The organism is Flavobacterium psychroterrae (assembly GCF_018380615.1).
Lineage (GTDB): Bacteria > Bacteroidota > Bacteroidia > Flavobacteriales > Flavobacteriaceae > Flavobacterium > Flavobacterium psychroterrae.
This window is the reverse complement of sequence record NZ_JAGYVZ010000011.1, coordinates 24207-43055: the sequence shown is the minus strand read 5'-3', so window position 1 is coordinate 43055 and position 18849 is coordinate 24207. Positions and strand designations below refer to the sequence as shown.

Annotated in this window: 17 protein-coding genes; all 17 read left to right on the top strand. The window is 29.8% G+C overall.

What is annotated here, in order from left to right:
* The first annotated feature begins 21 nt into the window (after window positions 1-21).
* The 17 genes from KHA90_RS12750 to KHA90_RS12670 all read left to right on the top strand — a co-directional run bounded on the left by KHA90_RS12750 (window position 22) and on the right by KHA90_RS12670 (window position 18848).
* Complete coding sequence (locus KHA90_RS12750; RefSeq protein ID WP_213300442.1) at window positions 22-1032, top strand: glycosyltransferase family A protein; 1011 nt, start codon at window positions 22-24, stop codon at window positions 1030-1032.
* A complete protein-coding gene (locus KHA90_RS12745) occupies window positions 1033-1959 on the top strand; it encodes a glycosyltransferase family 2 protein (RefSeq protein WP_213300439.1) in 927 nt (308 codons plus the stop codon).
* Window positions 1960-1969: 10 nt separating this feature from the next.
* Window positions 1970-2641: an acylneuraminate cytidylyltransferase family protein gene (locus KHA90_RS12740; protein ID WP_213300436.1), complete on the top strand. Its 672-nt coding sequence runs from the start codon at window positions 1970-1972 to the stop codon at window positions 2639-2641.
* A 15-nt stretch (window positions 2642-2656) separates the two neighbouring features.
* Window positions 2657-3697: an N-acetylneuraminate synthase family protein gene (locus KHA90_RS12735; RefSeq protein WP_213300432.1), complete on the top strand. Its 1041-nt coding sequence runs from the start codon at window positions 2657-2659 to the stop codon at window positions 3695-3697.
* Between the two features lie 10 nt (window positions 3698-3707).
* Window positions 3708-4829, top strand: coding sequence for a UDP-N-acetylglucosamine 2-epimerase (gene neuC, locus KHA90_RS12730; protein WP_213300429.1), 1122 nt, complete (start codon window positions 3708-3710; stop codon window positions 4827-4829).
* Window positions 4829-6223 (top strand): UDP-glycosyltransferase, encoded by a 1395-nt coding sequence (locus KHA90_RS12725; protein WP_213300413.1) that lies wholly within the window; start codon window positions 4829-4831, stop codon window positions 6221-6223. Before neuC ends, KHA90_RS12725 begins: the two co-directional genes overlap by 1 nt.
* Window positions 6224-6272: 49 nt before the next feature.
* Window positions 6273-7706 (top strand): MBOAT family O-acyltransferase, encoded by a 1434-nt coding sequence (locus tag KHA90_RS12720; protein ID WP_213300410.1) that lies wholly within the window; start codon window positions 6273-6275, stop codon window positions 7704-7706.
* Window positions 7706-8587: a hypothetical protein gene (locus KHA90_RS12715; RefSeq protein ID WP_213300407.1), complete on the top strand. Its 882-nt coding sequence runs from the start codon at window positions 7706-7708 to the stop codon at window positions 8585-8587. Before KHA90_RS12720 ends, KHA90_RS12715 begins: the two co-directional genes overlap by 1 nt.
* Window positions 8588-9049: 462 nt before the next feature.
* Window positions 9050-9517: a hypothetical protein gene (locus tag KHA90_RS25395; protein WP_244860314.1), complete on the top strand. Its 468-nt coding sequence runs from the start codon at window positions 9050-9052 to the stop codon at window positions 9515-9517.
* A 1-nt stretch (window position 9518) separates the two neighbouring features.
* Complete coding sequence (locus KHA90_RS12705) at window positions 9519-10679, top strand: glycosyltransferase family 4 protein (protein WP_213300405.1); 1161 nt, start codon at window positions 9519-9521, stop codon at window positions 10677-10679.
* Window positions 10679-12220, top strand: a complete 1542-nt coding sequence (locus KHA90_RS12700; protein WP_213300402.1) for a glycosyltransferase family 2 protein — start codon at window positions 10679-10681, stop codon at window positions 12218-12220. The genes KHA90_RS12705 and KHA90_RS12700 overlap by 1 nt, the downstream gene beginning before the upstream one ends.
* Before the next feature lie 3 nt (window positions 12221-12223).
* Window positions 12224-13843, top strand: a complete 1620-nt coding sequence (locus KHA90_RS12695) for a hypothetical protein (protein WP_213300399.1) — start codon at window positions 12224-12226, stop codon at window positions 13841-13843.
* Window positions 13843-14913, top strand: a complete 1071-nt coding sequence (locus KHA90_RS12690; RefSeq protein ID WP_213300396.1) for a lipid II:glycine glycyltransferase FemX — start codon at window positions 13843-13845, stop codon at window positions 14911-14913. The genes KHA90_RS12695 and KHA90_RS12690 overlap by 1 nt, the downstream gene beginning before the upstream one ends.
* A 7-nt stretch (window positions 14914-14920) precedes the next feature.
* Entirely contained in the window at window positions 14921-15661 is a 741-nt protein-coding gene (locus KHA90_RS12685) for a class I SAM-dependent methyltransferase (protein WP_213300382.1), read from the top strand.
* 3 nt (window positions 15662-15664) lie between these two features.
* Window positions 15665-16663 (top strand): glycosyltransferase family 2 protein, encoded by a 999-nt coding sequence (locus KHA90_RS12680; RefSeq protein ID WP_213300379.1) that lies wholly within the window; start codon window positions 15665-15667, stop codon window positions 16661-16663.
* A complete protein-coding gene (locus KHA90_RS12675; protein WP_213300376.1) occupies window positions 16663-17781 on the top strand; it encodes a glycosyltransferase in 1119 nt (372 codons plus the stop codon). The genes KHA90_RS12680 and KHA90_RS12675 overlap by 1 nt, the downstream gene beginning before the upstream one ends.
* On the top strand, window positions 17778-18848 hold the full coding sequence (locus tag KHA90_RS12670) for a glycosyltransferase (RefSeq protein ID WP_213300372.1): 1071 nt from the start codon (window positions 17778-17780) through the stop codon (window positions 18846-18848). Before KHA90_RS12675 ends, KHA90_RS12670 begins: the two co-directional genes overlap by 4 nt.
* Window position 18849: the final 1 nt, after the last annotated feature.

The window sequence follows — 18849 nt, the reverse complement described above, 5'->3', positions numbered from 1 at the left end:
CAGTTTTAAAATAAGCATTTTATGAGAATAGGTAACAATCCTAATAAAGAAATTAGTCAAGAACAATCCTTCTTTATACATCAAATAATAGTTCCTGTTTACATACCTAATGAAGAAGGATATTTTTTAGATGGACTGAAAATATTAAAAATATGTCTGGATTCTTTATTCAATACAATTCATGACAGAACTTTTATTACGATTGTCAATAATGGCAGTTGTAGCAATGTGGTAGAATACCTTAATGATCTTTTTGAACAAAAAAAAATAAAAGAATTAATTCATACGGATAACATCGGGAAAATTAATGCTGTTTTTAAAGGGCTTTCAGGAAACAATATAGAACTTGTAACTGTTACAGATGCAGATGTTATGTTTCTTTCGGATTGGCAAACCGAGACAATAAAAGTTTTTTCTACAATTCCAAAAGCCGGAGTTGTCGGGATTGTTCCGCAATTTAATATGTTTAAAAGATATTGTGGAAATGTTATTTTTGATAATTTTTTCAATAAAGATTTAAAATTTCTTCCTGTAAAAAATCAGCAAGCCATGATTCATTTTTATGATAGTATAGGATGGGACCGAAATTATAATCAGGACTATTTAAAATTTGCATTAGGTTTAAATTATGGAGATGTGAAATGTTTTGTAGGTTCAGGACATTTTGTTGCCACTTATAAAAAAGATGTTTTTGAAGAATTACTCTCTTTCATAGGAGGTAAAAAAGCAGCTGGAATTGGCGAAGATTATATTGATAATAAACCTTTAAAAAAAGGATATTGGAGGCTGACAACTTATGATAATTACGCATTTCATATGGGTAATATTTATGAAGACTGGATGCAAAAGATACCAAATAAAATACCAGCCGTTAATTATTCAAACCTGAATTTTATAAAACGTAAAAATGTAAGTGGTATCAGTTATTTTGTTAGGAATAAACTTTTTACCAAATTAATCGCTGTAAATTGGGTTTCAAGAAGTTTTATGAAGTGGAAAAAATTACCAAAACAAATGGTAAAAAAATATTAAATGAGCTTAAATCAAATGACTTTTTCAATTTTAATAGCCACAAAAAATCGTAAAGAAGATTTGGCTGTTACATTGTCTAAAATAAATTATTTATTAGAAGCCAAAGATGTTGAATGCGTTATTATTGATGACGGATCTACTGATGGAACTTTTGAAAGAATAAAAAAAGATTTTCCCCGAGTTAAAATTTATCGTAATGAAGTATCAAAAGGATATCTTTACTGTCGGAATAAAATGCTTAATGAAACAAAGGCAAACTTTGCCATTTCATTAGATGATGATGCACATTTTATTACTCGAAATCCATTACAGCTTATTCAGAATCATTTTGATACAAATAAAAATTGCGGTTTAATAGCGCTTCGCATTTTTTGGGGATTAGAAGGACCAGCTGAATTTACATCTACAGAAAAAACACAAAGAGTAAAAGGATTTGTAGGTTGCGGACATGTCTGGAGAATGAGCGCATGGAAAGATATTCCTAATTATCCGGAATGGTTTGAGTTTTATGGAGAAGAAGATTTTGCTTCAATGCAATTATTTAAAAAAAATCTGGAAGTTCATTATTTTCCCAAAGTTTTAGTAAATCACAGAGTGAATATTAAAGCAAGGAAAAAAAATACCGATTATAGTATTAGATTACAAAGATCATTAAGAGCTGGATGGTATTTGTATTTTTTATTTTTACCAGTAAAATTAATTCCAAAAAAAATGCTCTATTCTGTTTGGATGCAGCTAAAACTAAAAGTTTTTAAAGGTGATTTTAAAGCGCTTAAAGCACTGGTTTTTGCAGGGTTTAATTTAATTGTTTCCATGCCTAAAATCATTAAAAATAAAAACAGATTTTCAGATCAGGAATTTTCGGAATTTCAAGAACTTGAAAATACTAAAATTTATTGGCAGCCAGAAGAAACCATCATTTCTTAATTTTATTTGAATGAAAAATATTGCTATAATTCCAGCTCGTGGCGGATCTAAAAGACTGCCGGAAAAAAACATAAAATTAATAGATGGTTTTCCATTACTGGCATTTAGTATATTGTATGCACAGGCAAATAGCGAAATTATAGATGAAGTTTATGTTTCAACAGACGATCAGGAAATAAAAAAAATAGCATTGCAATATGGTGCAAAAGTTATTGACAGACCTGAAAATCTTTCGGGTGATTTTGAACCAACAGTTTCCGCCTTAAAACATGTTTTGCAAAATATTGATCATGCAAATGTTGCAAATGTTATTTTGCTGCAGGCAACCAACCCGTTTCGTCCTGAAAATTTATTAAAAGAAACATTGGGCATCTATCAAAAACAAAATTTTAATAGTTTGTTTACTGTTTCAGGAAATCACAAAAAATTCGGAAAGATAACAGACAAAAAATTTATTCCATACAATTACAAAATTGGTCAGAGAAGTCAGGATTTAGAACCCCTTTTTTATGAAAACGGATTACTATACATCACAAAAGCAGCATTAATTATGAACGATATAATTATTGCTGAAGATGCATTTCCTTTTGAAACAGATCATATTTTTGCCAATATTGATATTGATACACAAGAAGACTTTGATTACGCCCAATATTTATACAATAAACACATAAAACCTTAATTCAGAACCTACTTTATGAATCCATTTATAGAAATAGCAGGAAGAAAAATCGGGCAGGATTTTCCACCTTTAGTAATAGCCGAAATAGGAATTAATCACGAAGGCTCTTTAGAAGTTGCAAAAGAAATGGTTGATGCAGCGTATCGCGCAGGTGTTGAGGTTGTAAAACATCAAACCCATATTGTAGAAGATGAAATGAGTGGCGCTGCTAAAAAAGTAATTCCCGGCAATGCCGATGTTTCTATTTATGAAATCATGGAACGCTGTTCATTGAATGAAGCCGATGAATTAGAACTTAAAAACTATGTTGAAAGTAAAGGCATGATCTTTATTTCTACTCCGTTTTCAAGAGCTGCGGCAGAACGTTTAAAGAAATTTGATATTCCCGCCTATAAAATTGGTTCCGGCGAATGCAATAATTACCCGTTATTAGAACATATTGCTTCTTTTGGCAAACCGGTTATTTTAAGCACAGGTATGAATACAATCGAAAGCGTTCAAAAAGCAGTTGCTATTTTTGACAAACATAATATTCCGGTGGCACTTTTGCATACTACGAATTTATATCCTACGCCCATTCATTTAGTGCGCTTTGGTGCAATGGTAGAATTGCACGAAGCTTTTCTCGATAAAGTTTTTGGTTTAAGCGATCATACTTTAAATAATAATGCTTGTTTAGGAGCCGTTGCATTAGGCGCAAGTATTTTAGAAAGACATTTTACAGATCATATGCAGCGAACTGGCCCTGACATTATTTGCAGTATGGATGAAAAAGCATGTCAGAAATTAATCGTTTCATCTGCAGAAATAGCTTTAATGAGAGGTGGAACTAAAAAACCGGCTTTAGAAGAACAAGTAACAATTGATTTTGCATTTGCTACAGTTTGCGCTATCGCTCCAATAAAAAAAGGAGAGGTTTTATCTAAAGAAAATATCTGGGTGAAACGTCCTGGAACAGGAAAAATTTTAGCAGAACATTTTAATGATTTAATTGGAAAAACGGCAACAAGAAACATTGGAAACGATGAACAATTAGATTTTTCTGATTTTGAATAAATCAATTTAAATGAAAAAAATTCTATTTCTTACCGGTACACGCGCTGATTTTGGCAAAATAAAATCATTAATACAAACGCTGGAAAAACAAGATGATTTTGAAGTCTTTGTTTTTGTAACCGGCATGCATTTACAAGAAGTTTATGGTTATACGTTGATAGAAATTGAGCGATGTAATTTTAAAAATGTTTTTACATTCGAAAATCACACGCACGAAACCACAATGGATTTAACCCTGGCAAAAACCATCGAAGGATTATCAAATTATTGTAAAACGATCAATCCGGATATGATAGTTGTGCATGGGGATCGTGTAGAAACACTTGCAGGAGCTATTGTAGGTTCACTAAATAATATTTTGGTATCACATATAGAAGGAGGAGAAATCTCCGGAACTGTTGATGAATTAATTCGCCATAGCGTGAGTAAATTAAGCCATATTCATTTTGTTTCAAATAAGCAGGCAGCAAAACGATTGATTCAAATGGGCGAAATCGAAGAATCTGTTTTTACAATAGGTTCACCGGATATTGACATCATGTTTTCAGATCAATTACCGGATTTACAAACTGCCAAAGAATATTATAAAATTCCATTTGATGATTTTGCAATCGTAATGTTTCATCCGGTTACAACCGAATTTTCAAAGATGAAAGAATATGCAGAAACATTTGTTGAGTCATTATTAAACGACTCTCATAATTACATTGTAATTTTTCCGAATAATGATTTAGGAAGTCAATTTATACTTGATGCATACAAAAAGCTAAAAGAAAATTCAAGATTCAGAATTTTTCCATCGCTTAGATTTGAATATTTTCTGACTTTATTAAAAAATAGTCAATTTATAATAGGCAATAGCAGTGCAGGAATAAGAGAAGCTCCCTATTATGGAATTCCAATTATAAACATTGGAACAAGACAGCAAAACAGAGCAGTTCATGCAGATATCATCAACACAGATTATTCATCGAATGGTATAAAAGAAGCATTATCGATAATTGATACGCATCAGGTTCAGGGATCAATCGCCGATTTTGGTGAAGGAAATAGTAATGAATTATTTCTTCAGTCTCTTCAAAAATCGGATATTTGGCACCTCAATCATCAAAAACAATTTAGAGACAGTTAATGCAAAATAAAAAAATATTCATTTTATTGCCAGATGGAGTAGGACTTAGGAATTTTGCTTTTTCTAATTTTTTCCAATTCGGATTAAAGCAAAATTTTCAAATCATATATTGGAATAATACTCCTTTTGATTTAACGACTTTAGGTTTTGATGCTATAAATATCAGGAATGCAAAAACAAATCTTTTAACGGATAGTTACAAAAACGCTCGAAAACACATTGAACTTAATTTAAGTATTCAGGCTGAGAAAGATTTGGTTTATGATACATATCGTTTTCCTTTTTTATATAAAAAATTAAAACCAGCCGTAAAAAATTTAATCTCTCAGTTTTTAATCGCGACACATTCTTCAAATAAAGGTTTGGAGAAGATTTCTCAAAAAATTAAAAGTTTAGAACAAAAAGGCGACTATTACAAACATTGTTTAGCAACCTTGAAAACAGAAAAACCTGATATGGTTTTTTGTACAAATCAGCGTCCGGTTTTGGCAATTGCGCCTTTATTAGCAGCACAAAAACTTGGAATCCCAACAGCGACTTTTATTTTTTCATGGGATAATTTGCCAAAAGCAACAATGGTCGTTGAGACTGATTTTTATTTTGTCTGGAGCGAACACATGAAAAATGAATTACTACATTATTATCCAAATATAAAAGGAACTCAGATTTTTATTACCGGAACACCACAATTCGAAAGTCATTTTGATACGACCAAAATAGTTTCAAAGGATGAATTTTTCGAAAAACATCAGCTTGATTCAAACAAAAAATATGTTTGTTATTCCGGCGATGATTTTACAACTTGTCCAGATGATCCACAATATTTATCTGATGTTGCAGATGCGGTTAGGGAATTGAATAATGAAGGAAATTCGTTAGGAATTATTTTTAGACGCTGTCCCGTAGATTTCTCTAATAGATATGATCAAGTTCTTGAAAAAAATAAAGATATAATCAAACCAATTGCACCTTTATGGCAAAAAGTTGGAGAAGACTGGGATACTATTTTGCCAACAAAAGAAGATCTTGAATTACAAATGAATACAATTAAACATACTGAAATGGTACTAAATTTAGGATCATCAATGGTATTTGATTATGTTGCGCATCAAAAAGCTTGTGCATTTATAAATTATGATGTTCAAAATAAAATAGATAAAAACTGGTCAGTTTCAAAAATTTACAAATATGTTCATTTTCGTTCCATGCCCAATAAAAATGCTGTTTTGTGGTTGAATTCACCTCAGGATATAAAGGATAAAATCAAACTTGGTTTAGTTCAGCAATCTGAAACTATTGCAAATGCCCAAAAATGGTTTGAGATAATTAATCAGCATCCGCCGCAGAATGTTTCAGAAAGAATTTGGAAAGCTATAGAAACCATACTTAACTAATTTCGAATTTTATTTTTAAATAAATTTTTTACCAAATTTTCAAAATAATATGTTTTTTAACTCTTTAGCATTTGCGATCTTTTTACCAATAGTTTTTTTTCTGTATTGGTTTGTTTTTAATAAAACAAAAAGCACACAAAATGCTTTATTAATTATAGCTAGTTATTATTTCTATTCCTGCTGGGATTGGAGATTCTTGTTTTTATTGGTTTTCTCGACATTTCTGGATTATTACACCGGAATTCAAATTGAAAAAGGAAAATCAGAACGAAGTCGAAAATTTTGGTTTTGGCTTAGTATTTTAGTCAATTTAGGATTTTTAGGGATATTCAAATATTACAACTTTTTTGCCTCTTCATTTGCAGATTTATTAAATTCCACAGGATTAAAAGCAAGTCCAATTTTACTAAACGTAATTCTTCCCGTAGGAATTTCATTTTACACTTTTCACGGACTTTCTTATGTAATTGATATTTATTACAAACGAATCAAAGCCGAATATAACTTTGTAGATTATTCCTTATTTGTTAGCTATTTTCCGCTTTTAGTCGCAGGGCCAATAGAAAGAGCAACACATTTATTACCCCAGGTAAAAGTAAAGCGTGAGTTTGATTTTGAAAAAGCCAAAGAAGGTATTTGCCAGATAGTTTGGGGTTTAGTCAAAAAAGTAGTGATCGCAGATACTTGTGCGACTTATGCAAATGCTATTTTTGACAACTATACCGGAATGAATTCCTTTTCATTAATTCTGGGAGCAATTTATTTCGCATTTCAAATTTATGGAGACTTCTCAGGCTATTCGGATATTGCATTGGGAGTGTCAAAATTATTTGGATTGGACTTATTACGAAACTTCAATTATCCTTATTTTTCAAGAGATATAGCCGAGTTTTGGCGTCGTTGGCATATTTCGCTTTCATCATGGTTTCGCGATTATCTGTACATTCCGTTAGGCGGAAGCAAAGGCGGAATCTGGATGAAAATCAGAAATACATTCATCATTTTTGTAGTAAGCGGATTTTGGCATGGTGCAAACTGGACTTATATTGTTTGGGGATTCATAAATGCAGTTTACTTTCTGCCATTATTACTGTCCGATAGTAACAGAAAAAATATGGACGCCATTGTATTAAAATGGAATTTTGACTCTGCAAAAGTACTGTTGAGCATTTTATATACGTTTTTATTGACTTGTGTGGCTTGGGTATTTTTTAGAGCCCGAACCATAACAGATGCAGTTTTATATTTAAAAAGAATTTTCACGAACAGAGAATTCAATTTTCAATATCTGCAAAACGAACGTTATAATTATGAATTACTCCTTATGATAGGGGTTTTTGTTTTAGTCGAATGGAATAATCGTAACAAAGTAGAACCTTTGTCAGGAAAAAGAAATATGCTCAAACTTGCTTTGGCAATAACAGCAATAATAGCATTTGGAACTTTCTCCGATTATAAAGAATTTATATATTTTCAATTTTAATGAAGCGTTTTTTAATTTATACAATCAAAATTATTGTTGTAGCCATTTTCATTGCCGTTGCTTTGGATGGCATATATACGGCCATTTTTATGCAGTCTAAAAACAGAGGGAAAATTGAAACTGTTTTTAACTCTAAAGCCAAAAACTATGATGTTGTCATTTTAGGTTCATCAAGAGCAAATAATCATTTTGTTTCGCAAATGTTTGAAGACAAAGGATTAAAAACATTTAATTATGGTATGAGTGGCGGTCATTTATTCGAAGCATCATTGATGTTGAAATTAATGATTGAAAGAAAATACGATATCAAAAATGTAATTCTTGAGTCTGATTTGAATCTTTCAAGCGATCATGAAGCCGAAGGAATTGCAGCTTTGTTCTTGCCGTATATTCATAATTCCGGAGTGATTAAAAAGCACTTTTCTAATCAGGAAAATTTCAATGAATTGTATTATATTCCATTCTATCGATATATAAAATATGATGCTAAAATTGGAATAAGAGAAACTTTTTTTACAACAATTCATAAAAAAACGACAGCGTTAGATAATTTAGGATATTATCCGTTAGAGAAACATAAAAATGGTAATATGAAAAACAATATTACTAATTTAAATCCTTTGAAACACAACAAATATTACGAAGAAATTAAAAACATCTGTAAAGCAAATCATATCAATTTTATTCCCATCATGACGCCCATGTGTGAGAATGTTGTGGGGATGAATTATTTTGATAAAGTAAAAAAGACATATCCTGAAATTCATAATTATGAAAACGTAGTTGTCGAAAATAAGTATTTTTCGTCTTGCGGACATATGACAGATCAGGGAGCTAAAATATTTACAGCCAGAATAATTAAAGATTTTTTTAAGAAATAGATGAAGTTAAGAATCCAGTATAAAATCTTTTTTAAAGAGCAAATCACTTTATTTAAATGAGAAAGTTTTTGTTCTACTCATTAAAGATATTTGTTTTAATTCTTATGCTTTCAATAATAATGGATAAGGAATATTCATATATTTTCCTTCAATCAAATCAAAGAGATAAAATAGGATATATTTACAATACGGACCCAAAAATTATCATGTCGTTATATTAGGATTATCAAGAGCAAATAATCATTTTGTAACCCAAATGTTTACGGATAAAGGTTTAAAAGCTTTTAACTTTGGAATGCAGGGTGCTAAATTATTTGAATCTGATTTGGTTTTAAAATTGTTGCTTTAAAAAAAAATACAATTAAAAACGTTATAATCGATGTCGATGTAACATTAAAATCAGAACAAAAATCAGAAGGTGCGTTTATTCATTTTTTACCATATTTACATGGTTCAGATGTTGTGAAAAGCCAATTTGAAGGTTTAGATGATTTTAAAAGTTTTTATTATATCCCGTTTTACAGATATTTAAAATATGATGCTAAAATTGGTTTTAGAGAAATGTTTTTTTATGGCTTAAATAAAAAAAGTAAAGAACTTGATAACGGAGGATTTGATGGTTTAAAATCTAATGTAGGGAAGCTAAATGAAGAAAATTTAAATTTCGAGCCAAAAACAAATCGTTATTATGAAGAGATAAAAAAGATTTGCAAAATAAACCATATTAATCTTATTGCTATAATGACGCCAATGTGCGAAAATGTTATAGGAAAAGATTACTTTCAAAAAGTTAATAAATTATATCCTGAAATTCATAACTATGAAAATGCAGTTATTGAAGATCAATATTTTTCATCTTGCGGACATATGAATGATGAAGGCGCGAGAATTTTTACCGCACGAATTATAAAAGATTTTTTTAAGAAATAAAATGCATATAGCTTTTCTAACATCAGAATATCCACATGAGAAAGTTGCTCAGGCAGCAGGAATTGGTACGAGCATAAAAAATCTGGCTACTGCATTAATAAATGATGGAGAGGAAATTACAGTTTTTGTTTTTGGGCAAAAAGATCAGGAAATTATTGTTGAAAATGGTATCAGAATTCATCTTATTAAAAATAAATCATATCAATTTTTCGGATGGTTTTTTCATAGAAAGTACATTCAAAACTATTGCAATTCAGTAATTAAAAACGAGCGAATTTCTATTCTAGAAGCTCCGGATTGGACTGGAATTACTGCGTTCATGAAATTTCAAATTCCGTTAGTAATTCGCTTTCACGGAAGTGATACTTATTTTTGTCATTTAGAAAATCGAAAGCAGAAAAAGAAAAACTTCTGGTTTGAAAAATTAGCTTTACAAAACGCGAATGCATTTATAGCTCCAACTGATTTTGCCGGAAAATTGACAAATTCCCTTTTTAAGATTAAAAATAAAAAAACCAAAGTAATTCATAATGGGTTAAATCTTGAGACGTTTCAAAATTTTTTTCCGACTGAATATCAAAAAGGATTGATTCTTTACATTGGTACTTTGATTAGAAAAAAAGGAGTTTTAGAATTACCCGAAATTTTCAACAAAGTTCGCAAAGATAATCCTGATGCAAAATTGGTTTTAATAGGCAGCGATTCTTATGACATTAAAACAAAGTCAGCGTCAACATGGGAACTGATGAAAGAACAATTCAGGAATGACGATTTGAAAAACGTTATTTATTTAGGAAAAATACCTTACAGCGAAGTACAAGCTTATATAAAAAAGGCAAATGTGTGCGTGTTTCCAACTTTTGCAGAAACGCAGGGAATGGTAACAATCGAGTCGATGGCGATGCAAAAAGCAGTAGTAAATAGTAATATTGGCTGGTCGCAAGAACTTATTACCGATCAGGAAAGTGGTTTTTTAGTACATCCTGAAAATCATGAATTGTATGCTCAAAGAATTAATGAGATTTTAAATAATGAATTGCTTAGTCTTAAAATAGGTAAACAAGCACGACAAAAAGTAGAAGAGAAGTTTGATATCAAGAAATTATCTAAAGATAATATTGAGTTTTATCAGGAAATAATCAAACAATATAAAAAGAAATAATGATTGTTATTTATCATAAAAAAAATAAAGTTGTTGAGGTTAAAAATGGTGAAGAAAATGTTGTTTTTTCAGGACATAATATTGCAAAAACTCTATTTGAATTAGCATTAACATTTCCGGATAAGTTAATAGCTTGGTGTCATTATGATTTAAAATCAAATCTAAATATAGCTGAATTTTCTTTTATATTTCATCATAATAAAATCATGGCTTCGTATAATCCGTTTGAAAAAGAATATTTATCAAATGCCATTGGTTATGTCGAAGAATCTCCATTTATTAAAATAAATAAAAAAGTAAGTTATCCAACCTGGCAAATGAGCAGCAATGTTGGAGGAATTCAAGCTTCGGTTTTGGCAGCTTTAAAACATCAAATAAATGCAATTAATAATTTTGATTATTTTTTAAATTCTTTAGCAAAACTTGCAATGCCAAATGGAGTTTTATGTTACTCTGAACCTACACTTTTAAAAGATTTTTTAGACACAGAAAAAAAGCAAAGAAGTAGTGATTTTGTTTTATTTCGATTTGTAAAGCAGCATTATAAAACACGTTGGACATTTTTATTATTTTTAAATCTGTTTTTATACGAAAGAAGAATAGCATTTTTGCCACTGTTTTTCAGCATGTTTTATTCAAAAAGAAAATTGAAAAATGATTCTATAATTGAAGCAATTCAAGTTGAATCAAAAAAGGAAGTAATTAGCAACGGAACAATCGACATCATAATCCCAACAATTGGCAGAAAACAATATTTGTATGATGTTTTAAAGGATTTGTCAAAACAAACTTATTTGCCAATAAATGTCGTTATTGTAGAACAAAATCCATTGCCGTACAGTATTTCAGAACTTGATTATATTTTAGGGGAAAACTGGCCCTTTGTAATAAAGCATATTTTCACGCATCAAACCGGAGCGTGTAATGCAAGGAATTTAGCTTTGGCAGAAGTTAAAAGTGAATGGGTTTTTCTAAATGACGATGATAATAGATTTGATGAAAATTTACTGAAAGATGTATTTACTAATATCAAAAAGTATGGAGTAAAAGCCATTTCAACATCTTATTTGCAACTCAATGAAATAAAAACTGATATTTTTATTAATCAATCCTCAATATTTGGTTCCGGAAATAGTTTTATACATTCGGGTTTATTACAGAAAGTTAAATTCAATAAAATGTTTGAATTTGGTTATGGTGAAGATTCAGATTTTGGAATGCAGCTTCGTAATGAAGGTGTGGATATTATTTATTTTCCAAAACTTGAAATTTTACATTTAAAAGCACCAATGGGAGGTTTTAGAACAAAACCGGTTTTAGAATGGCATAAAGATTTGATCCCGCCTAAACCATCGCCAACTATTATGCTGTATAAAATTTTGCATGTAAGAAAAGAGCAAATAAACGGATACAAAACGATTTTATTTTTTAAATTTTATAAAGCACAGACAATAAAAAATCCAATTCGTTACTTTTCGAGTTTTAAAAAGCAATGGAAACAAAGTCAATATTGGGCAAATGAATTAAAAACCAAAGCATAAATTTTGATAGAATCAATAGTAATTATAACATCTTCAGGAAGTCAAAAAGTTGAGTTTGATACAAATCATCATTCAAAATGTGCTATAGATTTAAATTTGTTAAATCTTTCAGATTATAAATCTTTCGATATAAAAATTACCTTTTCTGAGCCAATTGCTAAATTTCGTGATCATGATTACACTTGGCAAAAATGTAAAAAAAATTATATTGCAAACCCATTTAGCCCAAAAATTGTTAAACTGCAAAACGCGCAGATTGTACAGTCTAATATAACTAGCGGAATTTGGGAAATTGATTATAAAAATCCAACAGTTTTACTATGGCGCTTTAATCCTGAATTTTCTTCTCCACTTACCAGTTATTTAGGAAACGAAAATAGAAAATCAATTGTTTTAGCAGAACAAAAACTAAATTTCATTGCAAATCCAACACTGTTATTTCCTAAGAATGAAGCAATTGAAATAAGCAGATCAAAGAAACCGTTTGTTGCAATCGCTTGTTTTACGGATCATTGTGATTTTGATACTGCCGAAAATCTTGTTTTGCAAAGAATTTTTTTTAAGGAACATCAGATAAAAATAACTAAGGGTTTTTTTCTGAATCATTTTTCAAAGCGAGAAGATAACGCATCATTTCAAAACCAGCAAGAAGAACTGTTACAATGGAATAATGATGGGCATGAGTTATGTTATCATTCACTTTCACAATCTATAAAATCGAATGAAGATAGTTTTGCAGATTTTGAGCAATTTGTTCCTCCATTAAATGATATTAAAGTTTGGATCGATCATGGATTTCAACCTTATAATTTTTCTCTTTTAAAAAATAGTGATATCAGCGAGAAAAAGTTTGAAGGAATTTTACAAGATAAAAATATCCATACACTCTGGAATTATATTGATTCCGGAACCGCAACTAATGGAGTCATAAATCAGTTTAATACACAGCATTTTACATTGTCTAATTTTTTAAAAGGAAATAAAAATTTAGGTTTTATAAAGAAAATGCAACTAATAATCAAAAACATTATTTTTCATTATTATAATGAAGAGGATTTAATTTTAAAATATAAATACAGTGCTTCGCGTTTTAAAAAAGTGTTTTTTCAAAGAGATTTAAAATCGTTTTTTCCGTTTATAAAAGACGTATCAAAACTTGGAAGTTCTATTTTTTCGGTTTTACTATTTTGGAATAAGAAAAAAAACATCCCTTATAAATTAGCAAAATATTCTCCAATTGTGTTTAAACATACAATCACAGATAAAGAGTTTTATATTTTTCAGACCTTAGAAATGCTTGATTTTAAGAAATCATTATCTCACGAAAATATAAATGCTTTAACAAATGAAAAAGGTGTTTTTATCGCACACACTTATTTTTCTGTGCCAATGAAATATCATACAGGGAAATTATTTTCAACTCCAACAACAATAGACAAAAAAGTGGCTGAGAATTTTAAATATTTAGGAAACAAAATTGTAAATAACGAAATTTGGAATCCAACTCTTATTGAATTAATTGAATATTGGGCACGTTTTGAAAAAGTATTTTTTGATATTGATTTCGAAGGGAATATATTTGAAAGAAATAATTCAGGATTAATTTTTAGAAAATTTTCTTAATGAAAGTATTTTTTACAAAAGAAAAGCAATGGCTGGAGAAATGGGACGATTTTGTTAGTGAAAACGACAGAGGAAGTCATTTAATACTTTCAGATTGGTTACAGTCGTATCAATCATACGGGTTTGATTTTGAAATAGGCTTATTCCTGGAAAACGAAAAAATAGTTGGAGGATATGGCGCGGTAATTGCAAAAATGGCTTTCTTTAAATTTTATATTGTTCCTCATGGTCCAATATTTCGAGATAATTTTGAGGAAAATATTTCTTTTGGCATCAGCGAATTATATTTAAGAGCTAAGAAACTTAAATGCTGTTATGCTCAATATAGTATTCCTTTTTCTATCAATAAGCTTATAAAAGCTAATTCGTATAATACGAATATAAGAAGTAAGATAAAAAATTTAGGAACAGAAGGAAGTTTGTTCAAGCATATTTATAGTTCCTACGGAATAAATTGGCTGGGTTTTAATACCGCGTCAAATCCGGAAGAATTGCTACAGCAATTTGCCTTACAGCCCAGGCGTAATATTAATTTAGCATATAGAAATCATATTGAAATTACTTATCCGGAAATTGAAGAAGATTGTAAATTAGCCTATAGTATTATAGAAGATAACGCAAAGTTTGGTAATTATTCCGTTCGTGCTTTTGAAGATTTTAAAAATACGATGCTAAATTTAATAGCTAAAAAAAGAGCTTTTTTATTGACTGTCAATTTTGCAGGCGAAATTAAAGGTGCTGCGTTTGTTGTAGATTGTGGCAATTATTTAACCTATATTTCGGGAGGTACAAAAAAAGAAAAACCGGATTTAAATATTGGCTACGTTATACATTGGGAAATAATTAAAAAGGCCTACGGACTTGGATATAAAGGATATAATATATCTATGGGAGGTTCAAAAGGAGTTCAGGATTTTAAATCAAAATTTATGGCTCAATCAATTTTGTTTGACACGCCACATTATCATATGGTTTTAAAACCAAATATTTTTAAGATCTACTTATTTTTGAATACGTATTTCAAGAAAAATAAAGAAAGAATATCTGTTATTTTAAAAAAAATCAAATAATATTTAAATGAAAATTGACAATAAGAATTTTTGGGAGAGAAAAGAAATAATAGAGACACAAGAGGTTTTAAAATCAGTTTCGAATTTTGAACAATTTATGTTCGAAACAAGTTTAAAGCGTTATGAAAAAACTGGGAAAATAGAAAGCATCAAGGTTTTTGGTTGTGGTACAGGAAGGGAATTAGAAGGAATTGCAAAATATTTTCAGCCAACTAAAATTGTTGCTTCAGATATTTCTGAGAACATGATTGAAAAATGTCAGGTAAACTTAAAAGTTTGGAATATTGATACAATAACATCAACCGTTGTTGGCGATGCAAAAGACTTTAATAAAGTTACAGAGGATTTCGAATTAGTTACAATCCTAAATAGTATGCTGACTTATGTCCCTCTTAGACAAGATCGCTTAACGATTTTTAAGAATGCTCATCAAATTCTTGTTCCTAAAGGTATATTAATAGGAACGGTTCATAATCAGGTAGGAACATTCAATAAAACACTTTATTTTAAATTAAGAAGCTTATTTTCTGTTTTTTTAGGAGAAAAAGTAGGAAATAGATATACCGGATTTAAAGGATTTGAAGTTCCGGGTTATTACTATAATAAAAAAGGATTAATAAAAGATTTAAAAGTAGCTGGATTTAATGATATAGAAGTTTATTCTATAGAAGACTATTACGCGCTTGATGGTAGAAAATATGATAGAAAAAAAGGATATAATAATTTGTTTTTTATAGCCTCTAAATAATTTATGCAATTATCCCTAGTTATTTGTACTTATATGCGCTCAGAACCTTTGCTAAAACTATTGCAATCAGTTCAGAAGCAAACCTTATATCCGGATGAAATTTTAATAATTGACGGTTCTACAAATAAAGAGACAGAAACAATTCTAAATGATAATAAGTTTGAGAAATTAAAATATTTTCTCGTTTCAAATGAAGAAAGAGGATTGACCAAACAGCGAAATTTTGGGATTGCAAAAGTAAATTCGGATATTAATATCGTTTGTTTTCTTGATGACGATACCATTCTCGAAGAAAATTATTTTGAAGAATTAATTAAAACATATATTATTTACCCACAGGCATTAGGAGTTGGAGGTTATATCACCAACGAAACAAAATGGGAAAAAGTAGGGAATGATTATAAGGCTTCAATAAATGAGTTTTATTTTGACGGATGGAAACGCAAAGAAGGAAGTAGATTTATTTTACGAAAAAAACTCCATTTAGATAGTGATTGTCCCCCTGGTTTTTTACCCTTATTTTCGCATGGCAGAAGTGTTAGTTTTTTACCACCAACAAATAAAATATATGAAGTAGAACAATTAATGGGAGGAGTTTCTTCGTTTAGAAAATCAGTTTTTGAAAAACTTTCATTTTCAACTTATTTTGAAGGTTATGGCTTGTACGAAGATGCTGATTTTACTTTAAGAGTTTCAAAAACGGGAAGTTTATATATAAATACAGCCGCAAAATTAGGCCATTTTCATGATGAATCAGGAAGACCTAATCAATGCTATTATGGTAAAATGGTGGTAAGAAATGGTTGGTATGTGTGGAGAATTAAAAATCCTAATCCCGTTTTAAAAGATAGAATAAAATGGAACTTGATAACCCTTTTATTGCTTTTAATTAGGTTTACAAATATTTTATCAGAAAAAAATAAAAAAACAGCCTTTACAGAAACATTAGGAAGAAGTGTAGGCTTTTTAAGTTTATTGGTTAATAAACCAAAAATAAAATAATGAAATTCGCCATAATAACCCACGTTTCACATATTGACGAGACTAATCAGTATTTTGCTTATGCACCTTATGTTCGGGAAATGAATATTTGGTTTAAATATGTTGATGAGGTAATTGTTGTTGCTCCATTAAAAAATGGCGAATCAACGGCAATAGATATTTCTTATCAACACAGTAAAATTGATTTTAGAAAAGTCCCGGATTTTAATTTTATCAGTTTTAGAAATACTATCATTTCAGGTTTTAAATTACCAATTATTTTCTGGAAAATGTTTTTGACCATGAAAAATGCTGACCATATACATTTACGTTGTCCGGGAAATGTGGGGTTAATAGGATGTTTTGCTCAGATTTTATTTCCGCATAAAACTAAAACAGCAAAATATGCAGGTAATTGGGATCCAAAAAGTAATCAGCCATATACATATAAAATCCAAAAATGGATTTTAAGTAATACTTTTTTAACCCGTAATATGAAAGTTTTGGTTTATGGTGATTGGGAAAATCAGACAAAAAACATCAAGCCATTTTTTACCGCTACTTATGCAGAATCTGAAAAAGAAATTATCCAAAAGCCTGATTTCTCTCATTCAATAGAATTCATATTTGTTGGAAGTTTAGTTTCAGGTAAAAATCCTATGTATGCTGTAAAATTAGTACATGAGTTAAGAAGTAAAAAATGTAAAGCGTCATTAAGCGTATACGGCGAAGGTTTTGAAAGAAGTCAATTAGAAGATTATATTAAAACTAATGATCTTGAAAATTATATTGTTTTACACGGAAATCAAAATAATGAAACATTAAAAAAAGCCTATCAAAAAAGTCATTTCGTTATCTTACCTTCAAAAAGTGAAGGCTGGCCAAAAGCAATTGCAGAAGGAATGTTTTGGGGTTGTGTTCCAATTGCCAGTAAAGTTTCATGCATTCCTTTTATGTTAGATTATGAAAATAGAGGTATTTTACTAGAAATGAATTTAGATAAAGATGTAAATCAAATAATTGAAATTCTTAATGATGAAACCAGTTTTCTTAGCAAAAGCAAATTAGCGATTGAATGGTCGCAAAATTATACCACTGAGATATTTGAAGCCCAAATTAAAAAGCTATTAACTAAATGAGAGTTGTACAAATAATAGACTCACTAAATGCCGGCGGTGCAGAACGAATGGCTGTTAATTATGCCAATGCTTTATCTAAGAAAATTGAATTTTCAGGTTTAATTGCAACCAGAGCAGAAGGAAGTTTGAAGAAACAAATCAATGCAGCAGTATCTTATTTATTTTTAGAAAAGAAAAAGCGCGTCGATTTTCAGTCAATTTTTCGGTTACGAAAATATATAATTCAGAATAAAATTGAGATAATTCATGCACATAGTTCCTCTTTTTTTATTGCAGTATTGGTTAAATTGACTTTGCCCGGAATCAGAATTATTTGGCACGATCATTATGGAAGCCGAGTAAAAGAAACCAAAAAAGAGAATAGAGTTTTGGTTTTTTTATCTCTTTTTTTTTCTTCGATTTTTGTTGTGAACCGTCAATTAGAAGATTGGAGTAAGAAAAACATGAAATGCCCCAACGTAATTTTTATTCCTAATTTTACAACTTCTCAAACTAATGATGAGAAGATAACCTCATTAAAAGGGAAAATAGGTAAAAGGATTGTTTTTTTAGCAAATTTAAAAAATCCTAAGAATCATATTTTAGTTTTGAAAGCGTTTCAGGAGTTAAAATTAAATGAATCCGACTGGAGTCTTCACTTAATAGGAAAAGACTATTTAGATTCATATTCAGCCGTTTTAAAAGAATTTGTAAAATTACATTCGCTACAGAATTCTGTACATTTGTATGGAGAAAAAAGCGATATCAGATATATTTTAGCACAAGCTTCTATTGGAGTTTTGGCATCAACTGATGAAGGATTTCCGGTAACACTTATTGAATATGCTTTAGAGAATTTGGCAGTTATTTCAACAAATGTAGGTTACTGTTCCGTTATTATTCAAGATAACAATAATGGTTTGTTGTTTGATCCGTCTTCTATTTCTCAAGTAAAAAAGCAATTATTAAAATTAATTGAAGACGAATCGTTGAGAAAAAAAATAGGAGATAATTTTAATCAATCAGTTCTGGAGAACTATTCAGAAGAAATTGTAATCGAAAAATTAATTTCGGCTTATAAAAAGTAAT

Coding starts and splice junctions, on each gene's coding strand:
- KHA90_RS12750 (WP_213300442.1), top strand. CDS start 22: ATGAGAATAGGTAACAATCCTAATAAAGAAATTAGTCAAGAACAATCC.
- KHA90_RS12745 (WP_213300439.1), top strand. CDS start 1,033: ATGAGCTTAAATCAAATGACTTTTTCAATTTTAATAGCCACAAAAAAT.
- KHA90_RS12740 (WP_213300436.1), top strand. CDS start 1,970: ATGAAAAATATTGCTATAATTCCAGCTCGTGGCGGATCTAAAAGACTG.
- KHA90_RS12735 (WP_213300432.1), top strand. CDS start 2,657: ATGAATCCATTTATAGAAATAGCAGGAAGAAAAATCGGGCAGGATTTT.
- neuC (WP_213300429.1), top strand. CDS start 3,708: ATGAAAAAAATTCTATTTCTTACCGGTACACGCGCTGATTTTGGCAAA.
- KHA90_RS12725 (WP_213300413.1), top strand. CDS start 4,829: ATGCAAAATAAAAAAATATTCATTTTATTGCCAGATGGAGTAGGACTT.
- KHA90_RS12720 (WP_213300410.1), top strand. CDS start 6,273: ATGTTTTTTAACTCTTTAGCATTTGCGATCTTTTTACCAATAGTTTTT.
- KHA90_RS12715 (WP_213300407.1), top strand. CDS start 7,706: ATGAAGCGTTTTTTAATTTATACAATCAAAATTATTGTTGTAGCCATT.
- KHA90_RS12705 (WP_213300405.1), top strand. CDS start 9,519: ATGCATATAGCTTTTCTAACATCAGAATATCCACATGAGAAAGTTGCT.
- KHA90_RS12700 (WP_213300402.1), top strand. CDS start 10,679: ATGATTGTTATTTATCATAAAAAAAATAAAGTTGTTGAGGTTAAAAAT.
- KHA90_RS12690 (WP_213300396.1), top strand. CDS start 13,843: ATGAAAGTATTTTTTACAAAAGAAAAGCAATGGCTGGAGAAATGGGAC.
- KHA90_RS12685 (WP_213300382.1), top strand. CDS start 14,921: ATGAAAATTGACAATAAGAATTTTTGGGAGAGAAAAGAAATAATAGAG.
- KHA90_RS12680 (WP_213300379.1), top strand. CDS start 15,665: ATGCAATTATCCCTAGTTATTTGTACTTATATGCGCTCAGAACCTTTG.
- KHA90_RS12675 (WP_213300376.1), top strand. CDS start 16,663: ATGAAATTCGCCATAATAACCCACGTTTCACATATTGACGAGACTAAT.
- KHA90_RS12670 (WP_213300372.1), top strand. CDS start 17,778: ATGAGAGTTGTACAAATAATAGACTCACTAAATGCCGGCGGTGCAGAA.